We start from the raw sequence: 19,202 nt of genomic DNA on the forward strand, positions 1-19,202 counted from the left end.
TGCTCCTCCTTTAATTTTGATTGACCAGTTGATCGATCGCGCGATCCACCTTTTCCCGGCTTTCGCGAATCGCCGCCCGCCTCGTATGGAGCCACTTCGTCTGCGACTCCAGTCTGCGGGCGTGACCGTCCAAAGCCCGCCGCACCTCCTGCGGGTTCGGTCCCCCGACGACCCTCCTCACGGCAACGAAATGCCTGGGGTCGAGCGCAAGGGACAGACTGCTTTCCGTCAGGGTCAGTTTCCTGCCGATCGTTTCCTCCGCCGCCTCATGGAGCAGCTTCAGGGAGAGGCTGCGCTTCGAAGTCCCGCGTTTGAGCGCCTTGCTCACGGCATGGCTGACAATCGCATGCGACGTTCGGAACGAAAGCTTCTCCTCCCGCACCAGCGTATCCGCCAGCTCGGTAACAGTGGAGAAGCTGTCCTCCGCTCTCGCCAGCAGCGCCTCCCCGTTAATCTCAAGCGTGGCGATGACGTTCGCCAGCAGGCGGTATACCGAGGAAAGCACGGCTAGGCTTTTCCATGCATAAGGCTGCATATCGTCCTCCGTATCGACAATATCGCCGAACGGGGTATTGTGCAGCATGGACAGCACCGTTTGCGCCAGCCCCGCAGCGCTGGAAAGGAGCGAGCGCATATGCTCGATGGAAACGGGATTCCGTTTCTGCGGCATGATCGAGCTGACCTGCACATAAGGGGCCGCGACTTTCAAAACGGCGAATTCCTGCGTGCTCCACAGCAGCAATTCCTGGACGAATCGGCCGAGATTCAGGGCGGCCAGCTGCACGCCGGCGGCAATTTCGCCGATATAGTCGGCCCCGCTGACCGCATCGTAAGCATTCTCGATCAGCCCGTCAAAGGCGAGCAGCTCGGCGATGCGCTCCCTGTTCACCGGGAAGCCCGATGTGGTCAGGGCCGCGGCCCCCATGCTGCTGCGGTTGCAGTTCGCGTATGCGGCCTGCAGCCTGTGGATGTCCCGGCCAAGCGAGTCGGACACCGCCGCCGCATAATGCCCCAGCGTAGTCGGCTGTGCCTGCTGCGTGTGCGTGTAGCCGATCATGACCGTATCGGCGTGAGAGGCCGCGAACTTCAGCAAATGTTCGCCGAGAAATACGGCGGATGTCAACGTGTCCAGCAGCTTTTCGCGCAATGCGATGCGGTAAATCGCGATTCCCATATCGTTGCGGCTGCGCCCCAGGTGCAAATTGCCCGCCGCTTCCCCGGCCCCGTTCAGCAGCTCATGTTCGACTGCAAAAAACAGATCCTCAAACTGCCCGGTGTACGTAGATTCGCGCAAACGCTCCAAGTCGACGGCTTGCAAGGAAATCGCGATTTGCCGGGCTTCCGTTTCCTCCAAAATATGCTCCTCCCGCAGCATAACGAGATGGGCTTTATGAATTTGCATCATGGGACCGAGCAATTCTGTCTTGGCATGGTCGTAAGCGGGAGCCAAAACCGCTTCAGCGTACGTTTTTCCCGGGAATGCTTGCTCCTGATCCAGCGATGGCGTCGATCCTCGATTAGGCATGACGAACCCGCTCCTCACATGAAAAAAGTCGGTTTTAAAATATAGGAATTCTGTATGTGTTGCCTTCTTCCGAATAAAGAAAAGCTTCAGAGCTGAACAGATCGATCCGGACAGGCGGTTTGCCGCTGCTGGCCAGCGTCAGCTTGTTCGTGTTCAACGCATGGATCAGGGAAGGCAGCAGCTTTTGGTCCGTACCGATCAAATTGACGTTAATTTGAGACTGATTAAACTGAATGCTCGTTTGGATCATCCTCATCCCTCCGCAGTTCGCTGATTAGACCCATTCGCCGACCGGTCCGGCAAAAAACGCAAAAAGGCATGGATACGTGATCCATGCCTCCGGGTTTCCAGTCAGCTTTATTCTTAGTATATGAATGGGAATAATTGTATTTACAAATTAACACGACTTTTCTAAAATGTCAACACTTTGAGTGTCCCCTTGCCCCTGAATGTGCGGTATGCATTTAAAACTCAAGGATAACTTTTCTCACTTCGTTCGGCTGCTTCTCAATAAGTTCGATTGCCTGGCCTATTTCTTCCATCGGAAAACGATGCGTGATAAAAGAACGCGGCCGAATCGTCCCATCGTTAAAATGCCCGATAACTTGAGCGAATTGATTCGTTTGCAGCCTGGAACCGACGATAGTCAACTCTTTCTTTGTAATCGGGAGCTGCGGGATTTGTGACGGCGAATCGCCGAAACCTAGCACGACTACGCGGCCTGCAACCGAAGTGTACGCCACTGCCTCTTCAAACGTCCGAACCGTACATACGGCATCGATCGTCACATTCGGACCCGATCCGCCGGAAATCCGCATAATCGTTTCGCGGACATCGTCTTTTTTCGCTTGAATGATATGATCTGCGCCCAATTCGGCGGCATAAGCCAGCTTGGATTCGCTTAAATCCGAAACGATGCAAACCGCTCCCCGAAGCTTTGCCATCTGCAAAGCGCATAAGCCGATAGGCCCCGCGCCCATAATAAATACGAGATCGCCTTCGCGCACGTCTCCGCGCCATACCGCCTGCGCCCCGATCGTAAACGGTTCGATCAGAACTCCCGTATCCCAATCCAGATGATCGGCAATCTTGTGAACGTTCTTTTCCGGCACAACCAAATACTCCTGATAACCGCCGTCCAAATGAACGCCGTAAACCTGCAAACGTTCGCACACATTGGGCCGTCCCGAATGGCATGCGTAGCAGCCGCCGCATGACTGAATCGGCTCTAGAACAACTTTGTCGCCGACGCGAATGCGTTCCACTCCCGTTCCGACCACTACGATTTCGCCGACGACCTCGTGCCCGATAATGCGCGGATACGCAGCGACAGGCGAGGTTCCGTGATAAATGTGCATATCGGAGCCGCAAATGCCGGCGGCTTTGACCCGCAATAAAACTTCGTCGGCGTGCCGGATTTCCGGCTTATCGATCTCGATCACCCGAAGGTCCCCCGGCTTTACTACTTGTATCGCTTTCATAGAACGCACTCCTTGTATGCGAGGTTCGTTTTTACCTTGACCACTACTTTTTTAATCCGCGTTCCCCCTGTTTTGCTGCAGCCCGGCCTGTGCACATCGGAAGGGAAAAATACGGCAAACATGCCCGGCTTCAGGACGATCTCGAATTCTCCCTGAACTTCATCGTAAAGCGCGTAATCGTCGGTATCCAGCTTATCCGCGACCGTCTCGTTCAGCACCGAAGCTCTTCCGACGCCGATGATTTCCTCATCTCCGCTTATGAGGTACTGCACATCGATATACGCGGAATGGCATTCCGCTTTTCGCTCCGGCTTCACGACCGTCTCCATTTCCTGCACGACCGCAAATATATCGCTGCCCTCAATCTCGTACTTGCCCGGCTGCAAATGAAGCAGATCCGTATGTTGAATATACGCAATCGCTTTCTGCAAACCCGGAGAAAACCATTTCCGTTCCTTCTCCCAATTCCGCACGTCTCCGATGATCATAGCGCTCCCTTTCGTCTCCCGATAATTATAAATCCAGCACTTTTTGCCAAATGGTTTCGTCGACAGGTATCCCTTGGGCAAGATTGGCTGCTCTGGTATCCTTGGTCCGCTCCCCGGGAAAGGCAACCTTGCCTCCCGTTTCCGCCGGCTCCGCCTGATGCAAATAATCGACCGCAGCATTGACCAGCTCTTCCGCAAACAGCTCGCCCGATACAACGGCTGTGTCCACTGCGACGAATACCTGGGAGCCGCCATACCCGGATATTCCCGGCGCAGGCTTCCTCTCATCCATCTGGCGCGTCGATAACCCGCCGGATAACAAAGCTGCGATCAAGTCCAGCAAAATGGACAATCCCGAACCTTTCCAGTACCCTGTCGGTAAAATGCGCATCGACTTTTCGATCGCCGCAGGATCTCTCGTCAATTTCCCATCGTCGTCAAAGCCGCCGTCGACCGGCAGAAGCTCATTTTTCAGCCTCGTCACTTCAAGCTTCCCGTATGAAAACTGGGACATGGCCATATCCAGCACGATATTTCCCGATTTTCTCGGAACCGCCAAAATAAAAGGGTTGTTCCCGATCTTCGTCTCTTTGGCCCCCCAGGGCGGCATGCACGATTCCGTATTCGTCCAGCAAATGCCGATGCATCCTGCGTTAGCTGCCTGCCAGCCGTAGCTCCCGCCGCGCATCCAATGGTTCGTATTGCGAAGGGTCACCATGCCGATTCCGCCTTTGCGCGCCAATTCGATCGCGCGTCCCATACAAAATTTGGCGTTCAGATTCCCCGCCCCCAAATTCCCGTCATATCGCTCCAGCATGCCCATGCTGTCAATTTGGGTAGGTACGGCATGAATATCTACGTAGCCTTTCTCGATATAATCCACAAACCGCGGAACCCGGTTCAATCCATGCGAATAAACGCCCTCCAGACTGGCTTCGGCAAACAATACAGCGCATTCCTCAGCCCGTTTTGCCGTAAACCCCCGCTTCAGGAGCACGCGCACAATCTCCGATTTCATCTTTTCAAAAGGTACTCTGGCCATATGTTTGCTCTCCTTGTCATCTCTTTTTTGGACATGCCTGTCATTGCGCCGTTTACTTTTTGTAATATCCTCTTGAACTCAAAAAGTCGTAAATATTTTTGTTGATCTCGTCAAGCGCGGCTTGCGGCGTCTTTTCTCCGGCCAGCGCCTTCGTGATGCCTTCCGTGATATACTCTTGAATTCGCGGCCATTCCGGCAAATTAGGTTCCAATTTGGCGTGATTGATCGCCGCTTCGATAGCCGGGAACTCGGGACGCGCCTTGATCAGTTCCGGGTCCTGAAGAACGGACTTCACAGGCGGAACGCCTCCTGCCAACGCATACTTCTTGGCCCCTTGATTGGTCACCCAAGAGATGAATTTGTATGCGCTTTCCTTATTTTTCGAGGCGGAGTTCACGGCAATCGACCAAGCGTGGATGAACGAAACGCCGCCGGGCACGTCCGCAATGGCAAACTTGTCAAACACCTTGGGCGATTTCTTCTCGTCCTTCAATTGGGAGTAGGCCGCATTCCATTCAATGGCCATCGCCACCTTTTCATTTTGAAACGCAGACAGCACTTCCGGGAACTCGTACGTTGTCGCATCCGGCGGAACTATTTTTGTTTTGCGGTAATTGTCCGTTACGAAAGTCAGCGCTTTAACGCCGGCTTCACTGTTGAACGTCGGCTTCATTTCTTTATCGAACAAATCGCCGCCCATCGACCATAGATATTGGTACCACTCCTTGGGCTGCGTATATCCCCGTTTCCCCTGGAAGGTAGTTCCAAATTCTGTGGGAGACTGAGGATTCAGGCTCTTTGTAAACGTCTTGGCGATTTTTTCATATTCATCCCACGTTTTCGGAGGCGTCGGAATCAAGTCTTTGCGATAAATCAAAAACATGGTGCTTAACTCAAGCGGCATCGCATAAGGTTTCCCGTTGAATTTGACGGATTCGGCCGAAGCAGGCAAAAACCGGTCAAGACTCGTTCCTTCCTTGGCAAAATAAGGGGTCAAATCTTCGAATTGACCTCCGGCCGCAAATTGGCCGACATAATTGTTGAGCACCAGGGCGACATCGAGTCCGTCTTCTCCGGCAAGAAGCTGGGTCGTTACCTTTTGCAAATAAGCATCCCGCCCCACTTCCTGGACGTTTACTTTAAGACCCGTTTCTTTTTCAAAATCGGGTGCAAGGCTGCTCAAGGCGTTGTACAAAATTCCCGATTGCGCCACCACATTAACGGTTTTCCCTTTCGACGCGCCTGCGCCCGCCGGCCCGCCCGGATTCGTACCGGACGGTTGATTAGGCGCCGAAGCGCACCCGGTGGCGACAAGCGCAAGCAGTGCGACAGCAGACATTTGTTTTTTCCACATACCTAAAGTCCCCCTTGTATTTGAACATATATGGTTATTTCACAGCGCCCATCGTAAGCCCTTTAACCAGATGCTTTTGGATCAGGAGCGTGAAAATAAACATCGGAATCATCAGCATCGTACCGGTCGCGGTAACGGGCCCCCATAAAATCGCTTCCTGCGTGACGAAATTGGCCGCCATAACAGGCAGTGTCTTGGAATGCGTGCCCGTTAAATTTAATGCAAATAAAAATTCGTTCCACGAGTTCATCGCGCAAAAAATCGCCGCCACCGCGAATCCCGGCTTAGCCAAGGGCAGCATAATGCGCCACATCGCCCCGAAACGCGACGCCCCGTCAATCGATGCGGCTTCTTCCAGGCTCTCGGGAAGCTCTTTCAAGAACCCCCACATCAGCCAAATGACAAACGGCAAGTTAAAGGATGTATATGTTAAAGTAAGCGCAAACAAATTATCGGTTCCCCCGAGCTTGCGGAATAAAATGAAGAACGGCACTACAAGCACGATCGGCGGAAACATCTTGGTAAAAAATACGGTAAAGCTGATCCACTTTTGCCCTCTGATCCGAAATCTGGCTAAACTGTATCCGGCCAGCGTTCCCGTCAGCAGCGAAAAAGCCGTCGATAATACAGTCACGATCAGCGAATTCAAAAAGTAATAGAAAAATGGCTGCCTGCTAAAGACGATAGCGTAACTTTCGAAAGTCGGTTTAAATATCCAGACGGGAGGAATTTGAAACGCTTGCGCCGGTGTTTTGATCGAAGTAAACATCACCCAAAAAATCGGGAATATGAACATCATTAATGCCACGGTTACGTATCCGTATGCCAAAATGGGTTTGCTGCGAATCACGGACTTCCCCCTCCTATTCTTCCGAATACAGCGATCGGATGGCGAACCAGCAGATGATTCCGACAAAGACGGTAAGAACGATCGCAAATGCCGCTGCATAACCAAAATCAAAATCCACAAACGCTTTTCTGTGCAAAAGAATCGAAGTCGTTTCGGTCGCCGTCCCCGGGCCTCCTCCGGTTAAAACGAAAATCTGGTCAAACACTTTGATTGAGCCGGCGGTTCTAAGGACAAGTGAAACAATAACGATTCGTTTCATAAGCGGCATAGTCACGTGACGCAGCGTCTGCCATGTCGTCGCCCCATCCATTTTCGCCGCTTCGAAGGGCTCGTTTGGAAGCGATTTCAAGCCTGCAAGCAAAGTAATAAACATAAATGAAGTCCATTGCCAGGTATCGACCATGATCACTGACGGCATGGCAAGCGCATTGTCGCTCAGCATCGCAACCTTCGCAAAACCGAGCATCGTCAGAAAATAATTGAAAATACCGAAATTATAATCCAGAATGAATTTCCAAATCAGGCCGACGACAACCGGCGTCACCATCATCGGCAGCACAAGCAAAGCCGTTACTACCCCGTGCCCTGCAGTCATGCGGTTCACCGCCAGCGCTAACGTAAAGCCGAGCAGGAATTGCAAGCCTACGCCTGCGCCGACATACAACGCGGTGCGGAGCATGGACATATAAAATCCTTGATCCTGCAAAACATGCAAAATGTGCTTCATCCCGACAAAAGGCGGATCGTTCAACGTGAAAAACGTCCAATCATGCACACTCAGAAAAAATGTATACATCACAGGATAAAAAAACACAATGACCATGATAACGAACGCCGGGAGCAATAAAATAAAACGTATTCGCTCATCCAACCACGCCCACATGTTCCTTTTCCTCCGTTCCGTGTAAGATATCGAAATGGCCTCATTTTGCTGCATATGATCTCTCCCCTAGTCATCGATTTGCCAAGCAGCGAAGATAGCGCTTTCAAAATGCATGTTTTCATTGTATATGGCTTTGAACAGTAACGGAATATACGATATAATTGGATTTGTACTATATCACTGTCATTATGAGGTCTTGCGTATGGACATATCCCTGCCCGCAAACATGTTTCCGCAATTTACTTATGTGGCTGACCGCAGATGTACGGCGAATTGGAAGTTTCAAGGAAGCACGATTTACGATAAGCATAATCTGATCCTTGTGTATGAAGGCGAAGCCGAGCTTACATGCAACGGACAAGTGCACCGGGTCTCCAAGGGCGATTTGGTTTACTACAAGCCTCTTGACCACCGTTCGGGCCATACGTTTCCCGACCGTTTGATGCACTGCTTTACGGTTGATTTTCTGTATACGTGTCCGGTACTGAACAACAACGATTGGGAATTTCTGAACATCGAGCTCCCCTTTGCTCCCGTCGAAAAAATCAATGACGAGTTTCTTTTTTCCCGGCTCATGGATCTGTTTTCCACTTTCACGGGCACGTGGCTGTCCGGCAATCACAATAAGGAGCTCCGTGGAAGAGCTATTTTTTTGGAAATGCTCTCCCTCTTGCTGCAGTGGAAAAGCGGGTCTAATTTCAATTATGATAAGGTGCGAAAAGTCGAGAAGGCGATTAATTTTATGACAGAGTTTTACCCGTCCCGGATCACCTTGCACCAAATAGCGGAAAGCGCAGGCATCAGTTCCTCCTACTTTGGCAGCATTTTCAAGGAAGTGACCGGGACGTCTCCCATCAACTATCTTTTGGACATTCGCCTGCGAAAAGCAAAGGAATTGTTAAGAGACGGCTACTGCGTTACGGAGGCGGCGGATAAGGTAGGCTTTAACGATATTTTTTATTTCAGCAAAAGTTTCAAGAAGCATGAAGGCATGACCCCTTCCCAGTATATGTTGAAGGATTCCGAAGCGGCTCGTTTGTAGTATATCGCTTCAGACAGGAAGATTTAGAGCAAAGGCGGAATGAAACATGAACCAACAACAATTAATCGAACTCGGTTTAAGCTACAAGAGCGCCAGTCTGCGGTATCCGTTCGATCCGGACATGCCGGTGCTTTACGTGCGGGAAAAAATGTTTGCCCTGTTTACCGATCGGAACGGCGAGGAAAGAGTCAATCTAAAGACGTCCCCGGATGAAGCGTGGCTGCAGCGCGAAACCTACCCCGGCGCCGTGCTGCCCGGTTATCATATGAACAAGCGGCACTGGAACACCGTCATGCTGAACGGCGAGGTGCCGGATGACGTCATCGTTACCATGCTCCGGGAATCCTACCTGCTTGTTATCGCAAAAATGCCAAAAGCAGACAGAGACCTGCTCCTGCAATCCTAAAAAAAGAAAGCTGAGCCATGCCGCCGCAGCGAAATGACTCAGCTTTCTTTTTGAAAAGCGCGCAATGCCAGCAGGCGCATCTACTTGCTTGGCAACGCGCGAATAGCGTGCGTGCAAAACGCGAGGCGGAAATCTGCAAAATGCGGTGAAAACCTGCAAAAATGCAGTTTTTTCCCCGCTCATACGCCGACAACGGAACATTCCTGCAAAAATACAGTTTTTTTCGCGCATACATGGGCTCAGTCCGTCTGGACCGGGAAATTCCTGCACAATCGCAGGCTTTTCGCAAAAACAAGCCGCTTTCAGCGAAAAAGCCTGCACTTTCGCAGGCTTTTTCAGGTTGCTAGGAGTCTGCCGTGCGGCGGCACAGTCCGGCCGCCGACCCTGCCGAGCGGTGGCTCACGCCAATGTTTTTACGCCGCCTGCATTATGCTGCTTCAGCCAGCTCATGCTGTTGGCGACGCTTTGCAACGGGGGATTGCGGAGGCACATATCCTGCTCCACAATGAGCCACTCCACGCCTGCAGCGGGTGCTGCAGCAATAACATCGACGAGCGGAACTTCCCCTTGCCCGAGCTCCAGAGTCGCCATTTGGTACTTGAAATTGTGCGAACCGAACTGTTTGGCAAACATTTGATTCATAGCTTCAATCGCTTCTTCATCCCTGGAATAGTCCTTGAGGTGCAGAAGCGGCAGCCTGCCGGCATATTTCGCCATATAGCCGAGCGTGTCCTTCCCGGCAAAAGCCAGCCAGCATACGTCCATTTCCATTTGCAGCAATTCCGGGGGGAGCGCCGCGTACAAGGCGTCGAAGGCAAATTGGCCGTCGACTTGAACATCGAATTCAAACGCGTGATTATGATACGCGAACGTAAGACCATGCTTGCTTGCTTCGGCTCCGACTTCTTCGAAGAAAACGAACATACGTTTCCAATCGTCCGGCGATTGGCGTTTCTCTACATCGATGCTCGGACAGATCAAATATTTGCCGCCGATTTCAAGCAAATAATCGATTTCAGTTTGCAGCTGGTTGCGCAAATTTGGCAGACCGACATGACTGCCGATCGCCTTGAGCCCCGTTTCCTGTAAAAGCTGTTTCATCTCCCCGGCGGCAATCCCGCCGTATCCGGCGAATTCCACGCCTTCGTACCCGACCTCGGCTACCCGGTGCAGCGTTCCGGGAAAATCGGCAGCCGTTTCGTTGCGCAGCGTGAACAATTGCACGCCTATACCCATTTTTCTCATCGTACACTCTCCTTCAATACATAGGTTATGGCCGACCGTTTGAATCGCTCAAGCGGTCGGCCCCCTTCATCTATTATTTATTCGTTTTCGCCCATTCATCAAGCTGTTTTTGCTTCTCGGCGATAATTTTGTCGATGCCCGAAGCTTTCAGTTTGCTGATGAATTCCGGCAAGTTTTTGTCCGGGTCCAGCGTTCCGGTTTCCAGCCCTACTTTAAATTGATCTTTCACGCTTTGCACGGCGGCCACTTCCGTCTTAACCGGGTCGACCGTGAAGCTGAAGCCAAGCGCTTTTGATTTTTTGGACGATTTGTTGAATTCCTCCTGTTTTTTCCAAACGTTCGGATCATCGTTATCCCACACGTAGGAGAGGAACTGGTTGCCCCATTCCCAGCCGTGATTCGGGCTGTAGGTCGCATTTTGCGCATCTACGCCGTTCGGGAAGCCGATCAGGTCACCTTTTTTGACATAGTGCTTGCCTTCGATGCCATAGTCGATCAAATTGACCAAATCTTTGTCAGAGTAGAGCAGGTTGAGGAACATCATCGCCCTCTCCGGGTCCTTCGAGTTTTTGGCGATGCTGAACATGACGTTGGCGATCGACGAAGTTGAGGTAACCGGCGAGATAATGCGGGCCGCCACCATCGGCGTTCCTGTCGAAATCGCTTCCTTGGCTTCATAGCCGGGTTTCATATGCGCCACGAACGCAAAAGCTTTGCCGGCCTTCACCAGTTCTTCCGGACGGAGCTTATTCGTCGCGATATCTTTCGGAACGTATCCTTCCGTATACCATCTTCTGACCATTTTCAGCAAATCCGCATACTGCTTCGATTCGAACCAGTTGACTACTTTCAAGTTATTGTCATGATCGGGCAAAACGCCGTTGTCGTCGTTCAAAGGGTCCATGAATCCCGGAGCGATGGCCGCAACAATCGAATTGCCCGCCCCTTCCGGAATAATAGCCGCCATATTCGGCTCGTTATCCTTGATGATTTTGAAAACGGCATCCAGATCGTCGAAGGTTTTGATTTTGCTCAGATCGATCTTGTATTTATCGACGATATCTTTGCGCATCAGAACGCCGTAGTCTGCGGCCCAGTCCCGAACGCTCGGTACGCCGTACAGCTTGCCGCTTGTCGTAGTCGCTTTTTGAATATCCGGCGTGACGACCTTGGCGATATCCGGCCCGTATTTCTTAAGCAGGTCTTCCAGCGGAACAAGCTGCCCTTTGGCCGCCTGCGTGCCGTAGCCCAAAGACGTCAAGGTGACCAGCAGATCCAAATTTTCATTGCTGGCAAGCATCAGATTGATTTGCTGGGAATATGCCGCAGGATCGATCGGAACGAATTTAACAGTGGCGTTAATTTTCGCTTTGGTCAACTTGTTGACGGCATCCTGGACTTCCTGCGAATCTTTCGTGTTCCCCACCTTGTAGTAGGCGATCGTCAGCTCATAAGGCTTTAAATCCGACTTGGCCGTCGCGGTTCCCCCTGCCTCGCTTTGCGGCTTGGCCGCCGTGGAGCTTCCCGCACCACCGCCTCCGCAAGCCGTCAGCAGCAGTGAAACCGTCATCATTCCTGCCAGCGCAGATTGGATGCCCTTCCGCTTCTTGTTCATGTGATAACCTCCCTTTTGAATATATAGCTGTACTGTATGCCAACCGGCAGCCGCCGAGTATAGCCTAGCCTTTGACCGCCCCGATGACGAGACCTTTTACGAAATATTTTTGAAAAAAAGGATACGCGCACAGCAGCGGAACAGTTCCGATTACCGCCATAGCCATCCGAACCGATTCCATCGGAATTTTACTGCTTTCGGCAAGTTCCGTCGTTTGGCTCAGCGCACCGTTAGATAAAAATTGCGCATTCAGCAAAATCCGGTTCAATAGATTTTGCAAGCTGAACAAATCGCTGTCGGTAATATAAATTAAACCGTTGAACCAATCGTTCCAGTAGCCGATCGTTTGCATCAAACCGACAGTCGCCAAAATCGGGAGAGAAAGCGGAAGCACGATTTGGAAAAAGATTTTAAATTCCCCGGCTCCGTCGATCGAGGCCGATTCAATAACCGGCGCCGGAATCGAACTCATAAAAAAAGTTCGCATAATAAGAACGAAAAATCCGTTGGACAGCAGGCCGGGAATGATTAAAGCCAGCAGCGTGTTTTTCATATCGAACAATTGGGTGTACACCAGGTAAGTCGGAACCAGTCCGCCGTTAAACAGCAGGGTGAAAAACACGATAAACGAAAGCGGCTTGCGCATCAGCATATCTTTTCTGGACAGCGGATAGGCGCACAAAGCTGTAATTGACAGCCCGACAAACGTGCCGACAATCGTCACGAATATGGTAATGCCGTAAGCGCGAAAAATGTTCGAAGCGTCGTTCCACAAAAATTGATACGCGGAAAGGCTCAGTTTGCTCGGAAAAAACGAATACCCCTCTTGCACAATCGTCGTTTCATCGGTAAAAGACGTAATCACGAGCAGAAAAAACGGAAGCAGGCAAAGGCACACAATGCCAATGAAAAACACATGAATGAACGATTGGTACAGTCCTTGTCTGATTTTCAAATCGATCCCCCCTTTTAAAACAATGCGTTATCCCGGTTTCGCTTGCTCACCACGTAGTTCGAAATAAGGACGAGTATGAATCCGACCACGGATTGGTACAAGCCCGCCGCCGAAGACATGCCGATATCCCCCAGTCTCAGCAAAGCCCGGTATACGTACGTATCGATGACATTCGTTGTCGGAAAGAGCGCTCCGGTATCAAGCGGCACTTGATAAAACAAGCCGAATTCCGAGTAAAAAATGCGCCCGATTTGCAGCAGCGTCATGATCACGATAACCGGCGTTATTAAAGGTATGGTAATGTTGGTGATCTGCTGCCATTTGCTCGCTCCGTCGATGGTGGCTGCCTCGTAATACTCGGGATCGATTCCGATAATCGCCGCCAAATAAATGACGCATAAATAACCTACGTGCTTCCAAATGTTCACAAAGATCAAAATGTACGGCCAATATTTCGGCTCGCTGTACCATGAAATCGCGTCCAAGCCAAACAAAGGCAGCAGGTGTTTGTTAATGTAACCGGTTTCACCACTCAGCATGGCAAGCACCAGATAGCCAACGATAACCATGGAAATCAAATACGGAATGAGAATGATGCTTTGATAAAACCGGGCGAACCATTTTTTGCGCACTTCATTGAGCAAAATGGCGACGCCGACGGCGATGATCAGGTTGATGACAATAAAAGCCGAATTATACAGAAGCGTATTGCGGGTAATGATCATTGCATCGGAAGTTTTAAACAAATACTCGAAATTTTTAAATCCGACCCATTCGCTTGCCCATATTCCTTTCGTAAAATTGATGTCTTTGAACGCAATCACCAAGCCGAGCATCGGCAAATAGTTGTTTATGATCAAATAAATCAATTCAGGCAGCACCATGACGAACAACGGGGCATACCTCCATATTTTTTTCAGTTTTTTTCTCGTTGCCGATTTCGTAACCGCGACCTCTGCTGCCGATGCTGAAATAGCCGTTGTGGTTGTCCCCATATCGTTCCTCCTCTTCGGTTATATTCCCATCATATACGGCTTTCGTCCGGTCTTCTACCTGTTTCCCGACTTCCCGTTACCACATTTCCGACTTGGGAGTCTGAAACAATTTCCGGTAATCCTGCGGATTCATTTCCATCGCCTTTTTAAACATTTTCGAGAAATGGGAAAAGTTGCTGTAGCCCACCGAAGCGGCAATGCTGCCAATCGGGACATCCGTTTTGGCCAGCATTTCTTTGGCGATCTCCACCCTTTCCTGGAGGACGTATTCGGAAATCGTCAAACCGATTTCTTTTTTGAACATTCTCGTCAAATAGTCCGGGTTCAAATTCACATGGCCTGCGATATCCTCGCGCGAAATGTCTTCGTATATGTGCCGGGTAATATACTGCTTCACTTTGTCTACGACGGACTGCCCCTCATCGGCGGTATGAATATGGCCGGCCGCTTCTTCGATCAGCGATCCGGCCCACTGCCGCAGATCGGCCACGGAACGCGTAGTGGCGGAAGCTTGTACGGACAACAGCGCCTCGGAAAACACCTGATGCGCCCGCAGCCCTTTATAGTGCAAAACATGATAAAGCATTTGCAGAAAGTCCTCGTAAAATCTGCGCAGCAATTTGGCGTCTAGACTTTCCATCCGCTTCATGGCGTCCAAATACTGATCGATCTCTTCGATCAGCTGCTTTTTGCACCCCTGCTTGAGCATTTCGGCCCAGCCGTTCATTTGCGGCAGCGGAATCGTGTCATAGCTCCGTTTTTGCCCGCTCAAGAAAAAAACTTTGTTCGACAGCGTGACGTTACGGGATTCCATCTCAACCAGCGCTTCGAACGCGCCAAGCGTCCCCTCGATATGCACGGAGCTGCCGATATAACAGCAAATGTCGCAAAAAAAGTAAGCATTGCAAGCTTCAATATACGACTGCAGGTCGCTGCGCAGCTTCTCGTTATCCATCCCGCCCGCAGCGTCTGCCGTAAGGATCGCAAGCAATGCCCCGCTTTTGACCTGGACGATTTGGCCTTGCGATTTTTTGATCGCGATCAGTTCTTCGAGCGAGTTGCGCAGGGCGTACTCCATAATTTTTTCTTCCCGCAAAGTCAGCTTCTTGTGCCAGCGCTGCACGCTGATCAATATCGGCAAAAACAGCATCGTATCGCTGTAGGGAATGTTGTGCTTCACCAAAATTTGCCCGATTTGATCTCTGCGCGATGGAATCGACCGGTTGATCAGCTCCTGCCAAAAGCGCTCCATAAACATGGGCTGATACGACTCCCACAGCTGGTAATAATGCCTGTAGGTCTCGTTGAACCGGATGAGCTCCCTTTCTTTTTCCAATTTGCAGATCGCTTTTCGCACCGCTTTTTCCAAATCCGGAAAACGGACCGGCTTCAGCATGTAATCCAGGCTTCCCAGTTGAATCGCCTTTTGCGCGTACCCGAAATCAGCGTGACAGGTTAAAAAAATCGCCTCGGTTTCCGGGAAATGCTCTTTGACCCATTCCAGCAGCTGAAACCCGTCGCCTTCCGGCATTTCAATATCGCAAATCAAAATATCGATCCTTTGAGCGGCAAAAATTTCTTTCGCCTGTCGGATGTTGAACGCTTCATGAACGTTTGAAAATCCGAGCTGCTCCCACTCTACCCCTGCCTTGATCCCCCGCACGGCATGAATTTCATCATCCACGACCAGCAAATGTAGCATCGGCTCTGCCCCCTTCATTGACTTCCTTCTTAAAAAACGGAATGAGAATTTCGATAACCGCCCCTTGACCGGCGTCGTTGGAGAACGCAATCTGCGCCTCATCCCCGTACAGCAAACGCAATCTGCGCTGCACATTCCAGATTCCGATGCGGTAACCTTCCCCATCGCAATTTTCCGTCTCCGTCTGCAGCTGCGCCAAAACTTCCTCGGGGAATCCTTTGCCCGTATCCCGGATGCAAATTTGGATCTTTTCGTCCCCTCTGGCCTCAATCGTGATCCCGATATGAACCTGCCTGTCCATGCTGACGGCATGTTTGATCGAATTTTCCACAAAAGTTTGGATCACAAGCGGAGGAACAAGCCCGTCCAGCAAATCGTCCGACACGGACAGATCGTGAGTTAAATTCGCAGGAAACCGCATCTCCTGGATGCGACAATAGTTCAGCGTATGCTGAATCTCATCCTTCAGCGCCACGAACGCCAGGTTGCTGCGGAACATAAAACGGAAATATTGCACGAGGCAAAGCGCCATCTCCTGAATCAGGGCGAAATCTTTCACCTGCGCCAAATTATAAATAATGTTCAGCGAATTTAAAAAGAAATGCGGATTGATTTGCAGCTGCAAATGCTTCAGCTCGGCCTTCTGATGGTTCAACTGCTCTTCCAGAACGTTGATTTTCAATTCCTGGATTTGCGATATCATCCGGTTAAACGACTGGTTCATCGTCTCGAATTCAATGACTGACGGACGGTAAGTGATGCGCACATCCAAATTCCCGTCTTCGATTCTTCGCATGGCCATCATGATCCGGTTAATCGGAACTAAAATAATGGTTCTCAAAACATATAGAATAAACGGCAGCAGAACAAGCGAACCGATTAATATGAAAGCGACGATGTTCCGAAGGAACGGGAGATTTTCCAAAATGACGCTGTCCGGAATGACGGCCGCCAAGCTGAACCGCCCTTTCGCCGACTTTTCCCCGACTACCAAAAATTTTCCATTGGCTCCTGTCAGCTTGTAGTCCTTGCCGACGTAGTTCAAATCGATCCGGTTTTTTTGCACGAAAGGCTGGTTAGCCATCGCTTCGAATGTATCCGTGACCAGCATCGATTTGCCGTTTACACCCAAATCAACCAAATTAAGCGGTACCATTAATTCGGTTGCGTCGCCCCAGGCTCCGATATAAACGTTCCCATATTTGATCACGCGAGTCAAAAAATATTGATCTCCAAGCTTGTGAATGAACCATTCTTTCAAGTTTATTTGGTTGGCGCCGCTGAGCTGATCCTGAAACATTTGATTGATGCTGCTTTCAATCGCTTCCTGCCTGCCATAGTTGACTTGATCGCTCATGACGGTCAATAAATCCTGATTCGGCTCCGAGTAAACAAAAAACATTTCCATCGATTTGTAGTTCGGAAGGTCTTTTAACAGTTTGTTATTCAATTGAATTTTTGTGAAATAATAGCGGTCGTCATTTTGCGTCCTCTGCACATCCAGGACGAGCAGGCCGGTTTCCTGTGCGGCGACGTTGAACAAATATTTGTCCACCTCATCCAGATTGCGGTCGATTTGGCCCATGTACAGGCTGATTAAATTTTTGTTCGATTGGGCGACCTGATTGCGTACGACTTTAATCGCGTACAAATTGTTGTAAATCATAACAACGATGAGCGGGACGACGATCAAAAATAAGCCGAAAACCAGCTTAAAGCGAAGCGACTTGAGCAGCGGCCGTTTGCCTGATTGCACGGTTGATTTGCGCCCCCTTTCATTTCTTTGATTCCATGTTATCATGATTGAACTATTCGCACCACAACTAACGCATTGCAGGAATTCTGCTATGAAAACCCGGGTTGACGGAGCTCCCGCTATCCCGTACACGCTTCACCGGATCGGCCCGATTCGAGCTCCCGCTATCCCGCGCACGCTTCGCCGGATTGGTCGATTCGTTGACAATGATTCTCATAATCAATAATATGGAAAGGGTGGACATTTACAATTTCAGGTTCCAATTTACGAAATTATTCGGGAGGTTATCATGTTTTATCGAAAGAAACCAACAGCGTCACGCCTTTCTTTTTTCGCCATCGTATTTTGCGCCGTCGCGCTTATCGCTTCAGGCTGCGGAAAAGCGGGAGACCAGGCAGCCGGCAAAACGGTCAAAGACAGCATGAACCATGAAGTCGCCATCCCTGCCAATCCGCAGCGCATCATCGCCTCCTATTTGGAAGATCCTTTGCTAACTCTGGGCATTAAACCCGTGGCGCAATGGTCGGTAAAAGGAGGAAACGTGCAGGAATATTTGCGAACGCAGCTGGACGGAATTCCCGCTATCCCTTCTACACTTCCGCCTGAGACTGTGCTCAGCTATAACCCCGATCTTTTGATCATGGGGCCTGAATCTGCAGTCGAGAACGGTCTCTATGAACATTATTCGAAAATCGCCCCAACCTATGTGCTGGGTACAGAGCTTATCGGCGATTATCGGAAAACGCTGCTGAAAATGGGCGAGCTTTTGAACAAAACGGCCGAAGCCAACCGCGCACTTGAGCAGTACGATCAAAAGCTCAAAGAAACAAAAGAAAAGCTGCAGAAGTCCATCGGCGAGAAAAAAGTCGCCATTTTGTGGCTGACGAATAAAAACTTTTATGTCGTCAACGGTAAAGTAGCCAGCGGCGCTGTCGTTTACGGAGAATTGGGATTGCAAACGCCCAACATCGTTGCGGTGCTGCCGGATGCCAAAGCGAACTGGGTCGCGATATCGCTGGAGAAACTCGCCCAACTGGACGCAGACTACATTTTTCTGGTCAACAGCGACAAAGGGCTCTCGGGCAATTTGGAAGATCCGCTGTGGAAAAACATCCCCGCCGTACAATCGGGACATATTTACGAAGTCGATTCCAACAGCAGCTGGCTGTACAACGGCGTCATAGCCGGCGAAAGAGTGATGGACGATATCGTCAAGCTCACGGCGAGATAAAGGGATGTCGAGGGGGAGCGGCGCGCGGAAAGCGCTGTCGGGCTTTGCGACCGACTGGGCTGTGCGCCTTAGGCGGCGCACGCAAAAACCTGCAAAAGTGCAGGTTTTTGCACGTCGGAGCGCCAGCAGCGGTAAATTCCTGCAAATCTGCAGGAATTTCCGTGCATATGCAAGACTCGGCCCGTTTTGACCGAAAATTCCTGCACAATTGCAGGCTTTTCTCCAAAACGAGCCGAATCCACCGACAAAGCCTGCACTTTTGCAGGCTTTTGGGATTGCCAAGCCACTTTTACGCACGACGGAGGCTTAATCCGGCAACGACCCATGTCTCTCGATTCTGCTTTCTCCCCCAACGCTCATCTGACTCGGCACTGTGCGTGCGCCTTCGACGCGTGCAAAAACCTGCAAAAGTACAGTTTTTTGCGCGTCTGAGGGCCTGCAACAGTAAATTCCTGCAAATCTGCAGGAATTTCCGCGCATATGCAAGGCTCGGCTCGTTTTGACCGAAAATTCCTGCACAATTGCAGGCTTTTCCACTAGCTTTGCAAAGAAGCTAACATCGACTGGATTAAAATGGTTAAGTTTCTTTTTGAGTTATTAGATACTTATTTTCCCATTTGCTACTTCCGGCA

General features: G+C 50.5%; 17 protein-coding genes. 3 read left to right on the forward strand and 14 right to left on the reverse strand.

Annotation, left to right across the window (positions count from 1 at the left end):
- Positions 1 to 10: 10 nt before the first annotated feature.
- From argH to AC6RNO_RS29700, 8 genes are all read right to left on the reverse strand, one after another.
- Complete coding sequence (gene argH, locus AC6RNO_RS29665; RefSeq protein ID WP_497107694.1) at positions 11 to 1,525, reverse strand: argininosuccinate lyase; 1,515 nt, start codon at positions 1,523 to 1,525, stop codon at positions 11 to 13.
- A gap of 34 nt (positions 1,526 to 1,559) precedes the next feature.
- Complete coding sequence (locus AC6RNO_RS29670; protein WP_474681111.1) at positions 1,560 to 1,775, reverse strand: hypothetical protein; 216 nt, start codon at positions 1,773 to 1,775, stop codon at positions 1,560 to 1,562.
- A 214-nt stretch (positions 1,776 to 1,989) separates the two neighbouring features.
- The gene (locus tag AC6RNO_RS29675; protein ID WP_497107695.1) at positions 1,990 to 3,006 is read right to left on the reverse strand and encodes an alcohol dehydrogenase catalytic domain-containing protein; all 1,017 of its coding nucleotides are present in this window, start codon (positions 3,004 to 3,006) and stop codon (positions 1,990 to 1,992) included.
- On the reverse strand, positions 3,003 to 3,494 hold the full coding sequence (locus AC6RNO_RS29680; RefSeq protein ID WP_497107696.1) for a YhcH/YjgK/YiaL family protein: 492 nt from the start codon (positions 3,492 to 3,494) through the stop codon (positions 3,003 to 3,005). The genes AC6RNO_RS29675 and AC6RNO_RS29680 overlap by 4 nt, the downstream gene beginning before the upstream one ends.
- Before the next feature lie 25 nt (positions 3,495 to 3,519).
- Positions 3,520 to 4,536 (reverse strand): 3-dehydro-L-gulonate 2-dehydrogenase, encoded by a 1,017-nt coding sequence (gene yiaK / locus AC6RNO_RS29685; RefSeq protein ID WP_474681114.1) that lies wholly within the window; start codon positions 4,534 to 4,536, stop codon positions 3,520 to 3,522.
- A gap of 52 nt (positions 4,537 to 4,588) precedes the next feature.
- Positions 4,589 to 5,890, reverse strand: coding sequence for an extracellular solute-binding protein (locus AC6RNO_RS29690; protein WP_497107697.1), 1,302 nt, complete (start codon positions 5,888 to 5,890; stop codon positions 4,589 to 4,591).
- A gap of 34 nt (positions 5,891 to 5,924) precedes the next feature.
- Positions 5,925 to 6,740: an ABC transporter permease subunit gene (locus AC6RNO_RS29695; RefSeq protein ID WP_497107698.1), complete on the reverse strand. Its 816-nt coding sequence runs from the start codon at positions 6,738 to 6,740 to the stop codon at positions 5,925 to 5,927.
- Between the two features lie 13 nt (positions 6,741 to 6,753).
- On the reverse strand, positions 6,754 to 7,623 hold the full coding sequence (locus AC6RNO_RS29700) for an ABC transporter permease subunit (RefSeq protein ID WP_497107699.1): 870 nt from the start codon (positions 7,621 to 7,623) through the stop codon (positions 6,754 to 6,756).
- 202 nt (positions 7,624 to 7,825) lie between these two features.
- Between AC6RNO_RS29700 and AC6RNO_RS29705 the strand changes: the two genes are divergently transcribed.
- Complete coding sequence (locus tag AC6RNO_RS29705; RefSeq protein WP_497107700.1) at positions 7,826 to 8,665, forward strand: helix-turn-helix domain-containing protein; 840 nt, start codon at positions 7,826 to 7,828, stop codon at positions 8,663 to 8,665.
- Positions 8,666 to 8,711: 46 nt separating this feature from the next.
- On the forward strand, positions 8,712 to 9,071 hold the full coding sequence (locus tag AC6RNO_RS29710) for an MmcQ/YjbR family DNA-binding protein (RefSeq protein WP_497107701.1): 360 nt from the start codon (positions 8,712 to 8,714) through the stop codon (positions 9,069 to 9,071).
- 399 nt (positions 9,072 to 9,470) lie between these two features.
- Here the strand turns inward: AC6RNO_RS29710 and AC6RNO_RS29715 are convergent, their stop codons facing one another.
- The 6 genes from AC6RNO_RS29715 to AC6RNO_RS29740 form a co-directional block, all read right to left on the reverse strand.
- A complete protein-coding gene (locus AC6RNO_RS29715) occupies positions 9,471 to 10,316 on the reverse strand; it encodes a TIM barrel protein (RefSeq protein ID WP_497107702.1) in 846 nt (281 codons plus the stop codon).
- Positions 10,317 to 10,389: 73 nt separating this feature from the next.
- Positions 10,390 to 11,931 (reverse strand): ABC transporter substrate-binding protein, encoded by a 1,542-nt coding sequence (locus tag AC6RNO_RS29720; protein WP_474681126.1) that lies wholly within the window; start codon positions 11,929 to 11,931, stop codon positions 10,390 to 10,392.
- Positions 11,932 to 11,995: 64 nt separating this feature from the next.
- A complete protein-coding gene (locus tag AC6RNO_RS29725; RefSeq protein WP_488436796.1) occupies positions 11,996 to 12,886 on the reverse strand; it encodes a carbohydrate ABC transporter permease in 891 nt (296 codons plus the stop codon).
- Positions 12,887 to 12,900: 14 nt separating this feature from the next.
- Positions 12,901 to 13,770 carry an ABC transporter permease gene (locus AC6RNO_RS29730; RefSeq protein ID WP_488436808.1) on the reverse strand — a complete coding sequence of 290 codons (870 nt, stop codon included), beginning with the start codon at positions 13,768 to 13,770 and terminating at the stop codon, positions 12,901 to 12,903.
- A gap of 187 nt (positions 13,771 to 13,957) precedes the next feature.
- The gene (locus tag AC6RNO_RS29735; RefSeq protein WP_474681128.1) at positions 13,958 to 15,583 is read right to left on the reverse strand and encodes a response regulator transcription factor; all 1,626 of its coding nucleotides are present in this window, start codon (positions 15,581 to 15,583) and stop codon (positions 13,958 to 13,960) included.
- On the reverse strand, positions 15,558 to 17,339 hold the full coding sequence (locus AC6RNO_RS29740; protein ID WP_497107703.1) for a histidine kinase: 1,782 nt from the start codon (positions 17,337 to 17,339) through the stop codon (positions 15,558 to 15,560). The genes AC6RNO_RS29735 and AC6RNO_RS29740 overlap by 26 nt, the downstream gene beginning before the upstream one ends.
- Positions 17,340 to 17,628: 289 nt before the next feature.
- On the opposite strand from AC6RNO_RS29740, the gene AC6RNO_RS29745 reads away from it, so the two are divergent.
- Positions 17,629 to 18,570 (forward strand): ABC transporter substrate-binding protein, encoded by a 942-nt coding sequence (locus tag AC6RNO_RS29745; RefSeq protein ID WP_497107704.1) that lies wholly within the window; start codon positions 17,629 to 17,631, stop codon positions 18,568 to 18,570.
- Positions 18,571 to 19,202: the final 632 nt, after the last annotated feature.

Source organism: Paenibacillus sp. sgz302190 (assembly GCF_059820445.1).

What these genes read in the sequence shown, in the direction of transcription:
- argH (WP_497107694.1), bottom strand. Translation starts at nt 1,525, where the DNA reads ATGCCTAATCGAGGATCGACGCCATCGCTGGATCAGGAGCAAGCATTC.
- AC6RNO_RS29670 (WP_474681111.1), bottom strand. Translation starts at nt 1,775, where the DNA reads ATGATCCAAACGAGCATTCAGTTTAATCAGTCTCAAATTAACGTCAAT.
- AC6RNO_RS29675 (WP_497107695.1), bottom strand. Translation starts at nt 3,006, where the DNA reads ATGAAAGCGATACAAGTAGTAAAGCCGGGGGACCTTCGGGTGATCGAG.
- AC6RNO_RS29680 (WP_497107696.1), bottom strand. Translation starts at nt 3,494, where the DNA reads ATGATCATCGGAGACGTGCGGAATTGGGAGAAGGAACGGAAATGGTTT.
- yiaK (WP_474681114.1), bottom strand. Translation starts at nt 4,536, where the DNA reads ATGGCCAGAGTACCTTTTGAAAAGATGAAATCGGAGATTGTGCGCGTG.
- AC6RNO_RS29690 (WP_497107697.1), bottom strand. Translation starts at nt 5,890, where the DNA reads ATGTGGAAAAAACAAATGTCTGCTGTCGCACTGCTTGCGCTTGTCGCC.
- AC6RNO_RS29700 (WP_497107699.1), bottom strand. Translation starts at nt 7,623, where the DNA reads ATGTGGGCGTGGTTGGATGAGCGAATACGTTTTATTTTATTGCTCCCG.
- AC6RNO_RS29705 (WP_497107700.1), top strand. Translation starts at nt 7,826, where the DNA reads ATGGACATATCCCTGCCCGCAAACATGTTTCCGCAATTTACTTATGTG.
- AC6RNO_RS29710 (WP_497107701.1), top strand. Translation starts at nt 8,712, where the DNA reads ATGAACCAACAACAATTAATCGAACTCGGTTTAAGCTACAAGAGCGCC.
- AC6RNO_RS29715 (WP_497107702.1), bottom strand. Translation starts at nt 10,316, where the DNA reads ATGAGAAAAATGGGTATAGGCGTGCAATTGTTCACGCTGCGCAACGAA.
- AC6RNO_RS29720 (WP_474681126.1), bottom strand. Translation starts at nt 11,931, where the DNA reads ATGAACAAGAAGCGGAAGGGCATCCAATCTGCGCTGGCAGGAATGATG.
- AC6RNO_RS29730 (WP_488436808.1), bottom strand. Translation starts at nt 13,770, where the DNA reads ATGGTGCTGCCTGAATTGATTTATTTGATCATAAACAACTATTTGCCG.
- AC6RNO_RS29735 (WP_474681128.1), bottom strand. Translation starts at nt 15,583, where the DNA reads ATGCTACATTTGCTGGTCGTGGATGATGAAATTCATGCCGTGCGGGGG.
- AC6RNO_RS29745 (WP_497107704.1), top strand. Translation starts at nt 17,629, where the DNA reads ATGTTTTATCGAAAGAAACCAACAGCGTCACGCCTTTCTTTTTTCGCC.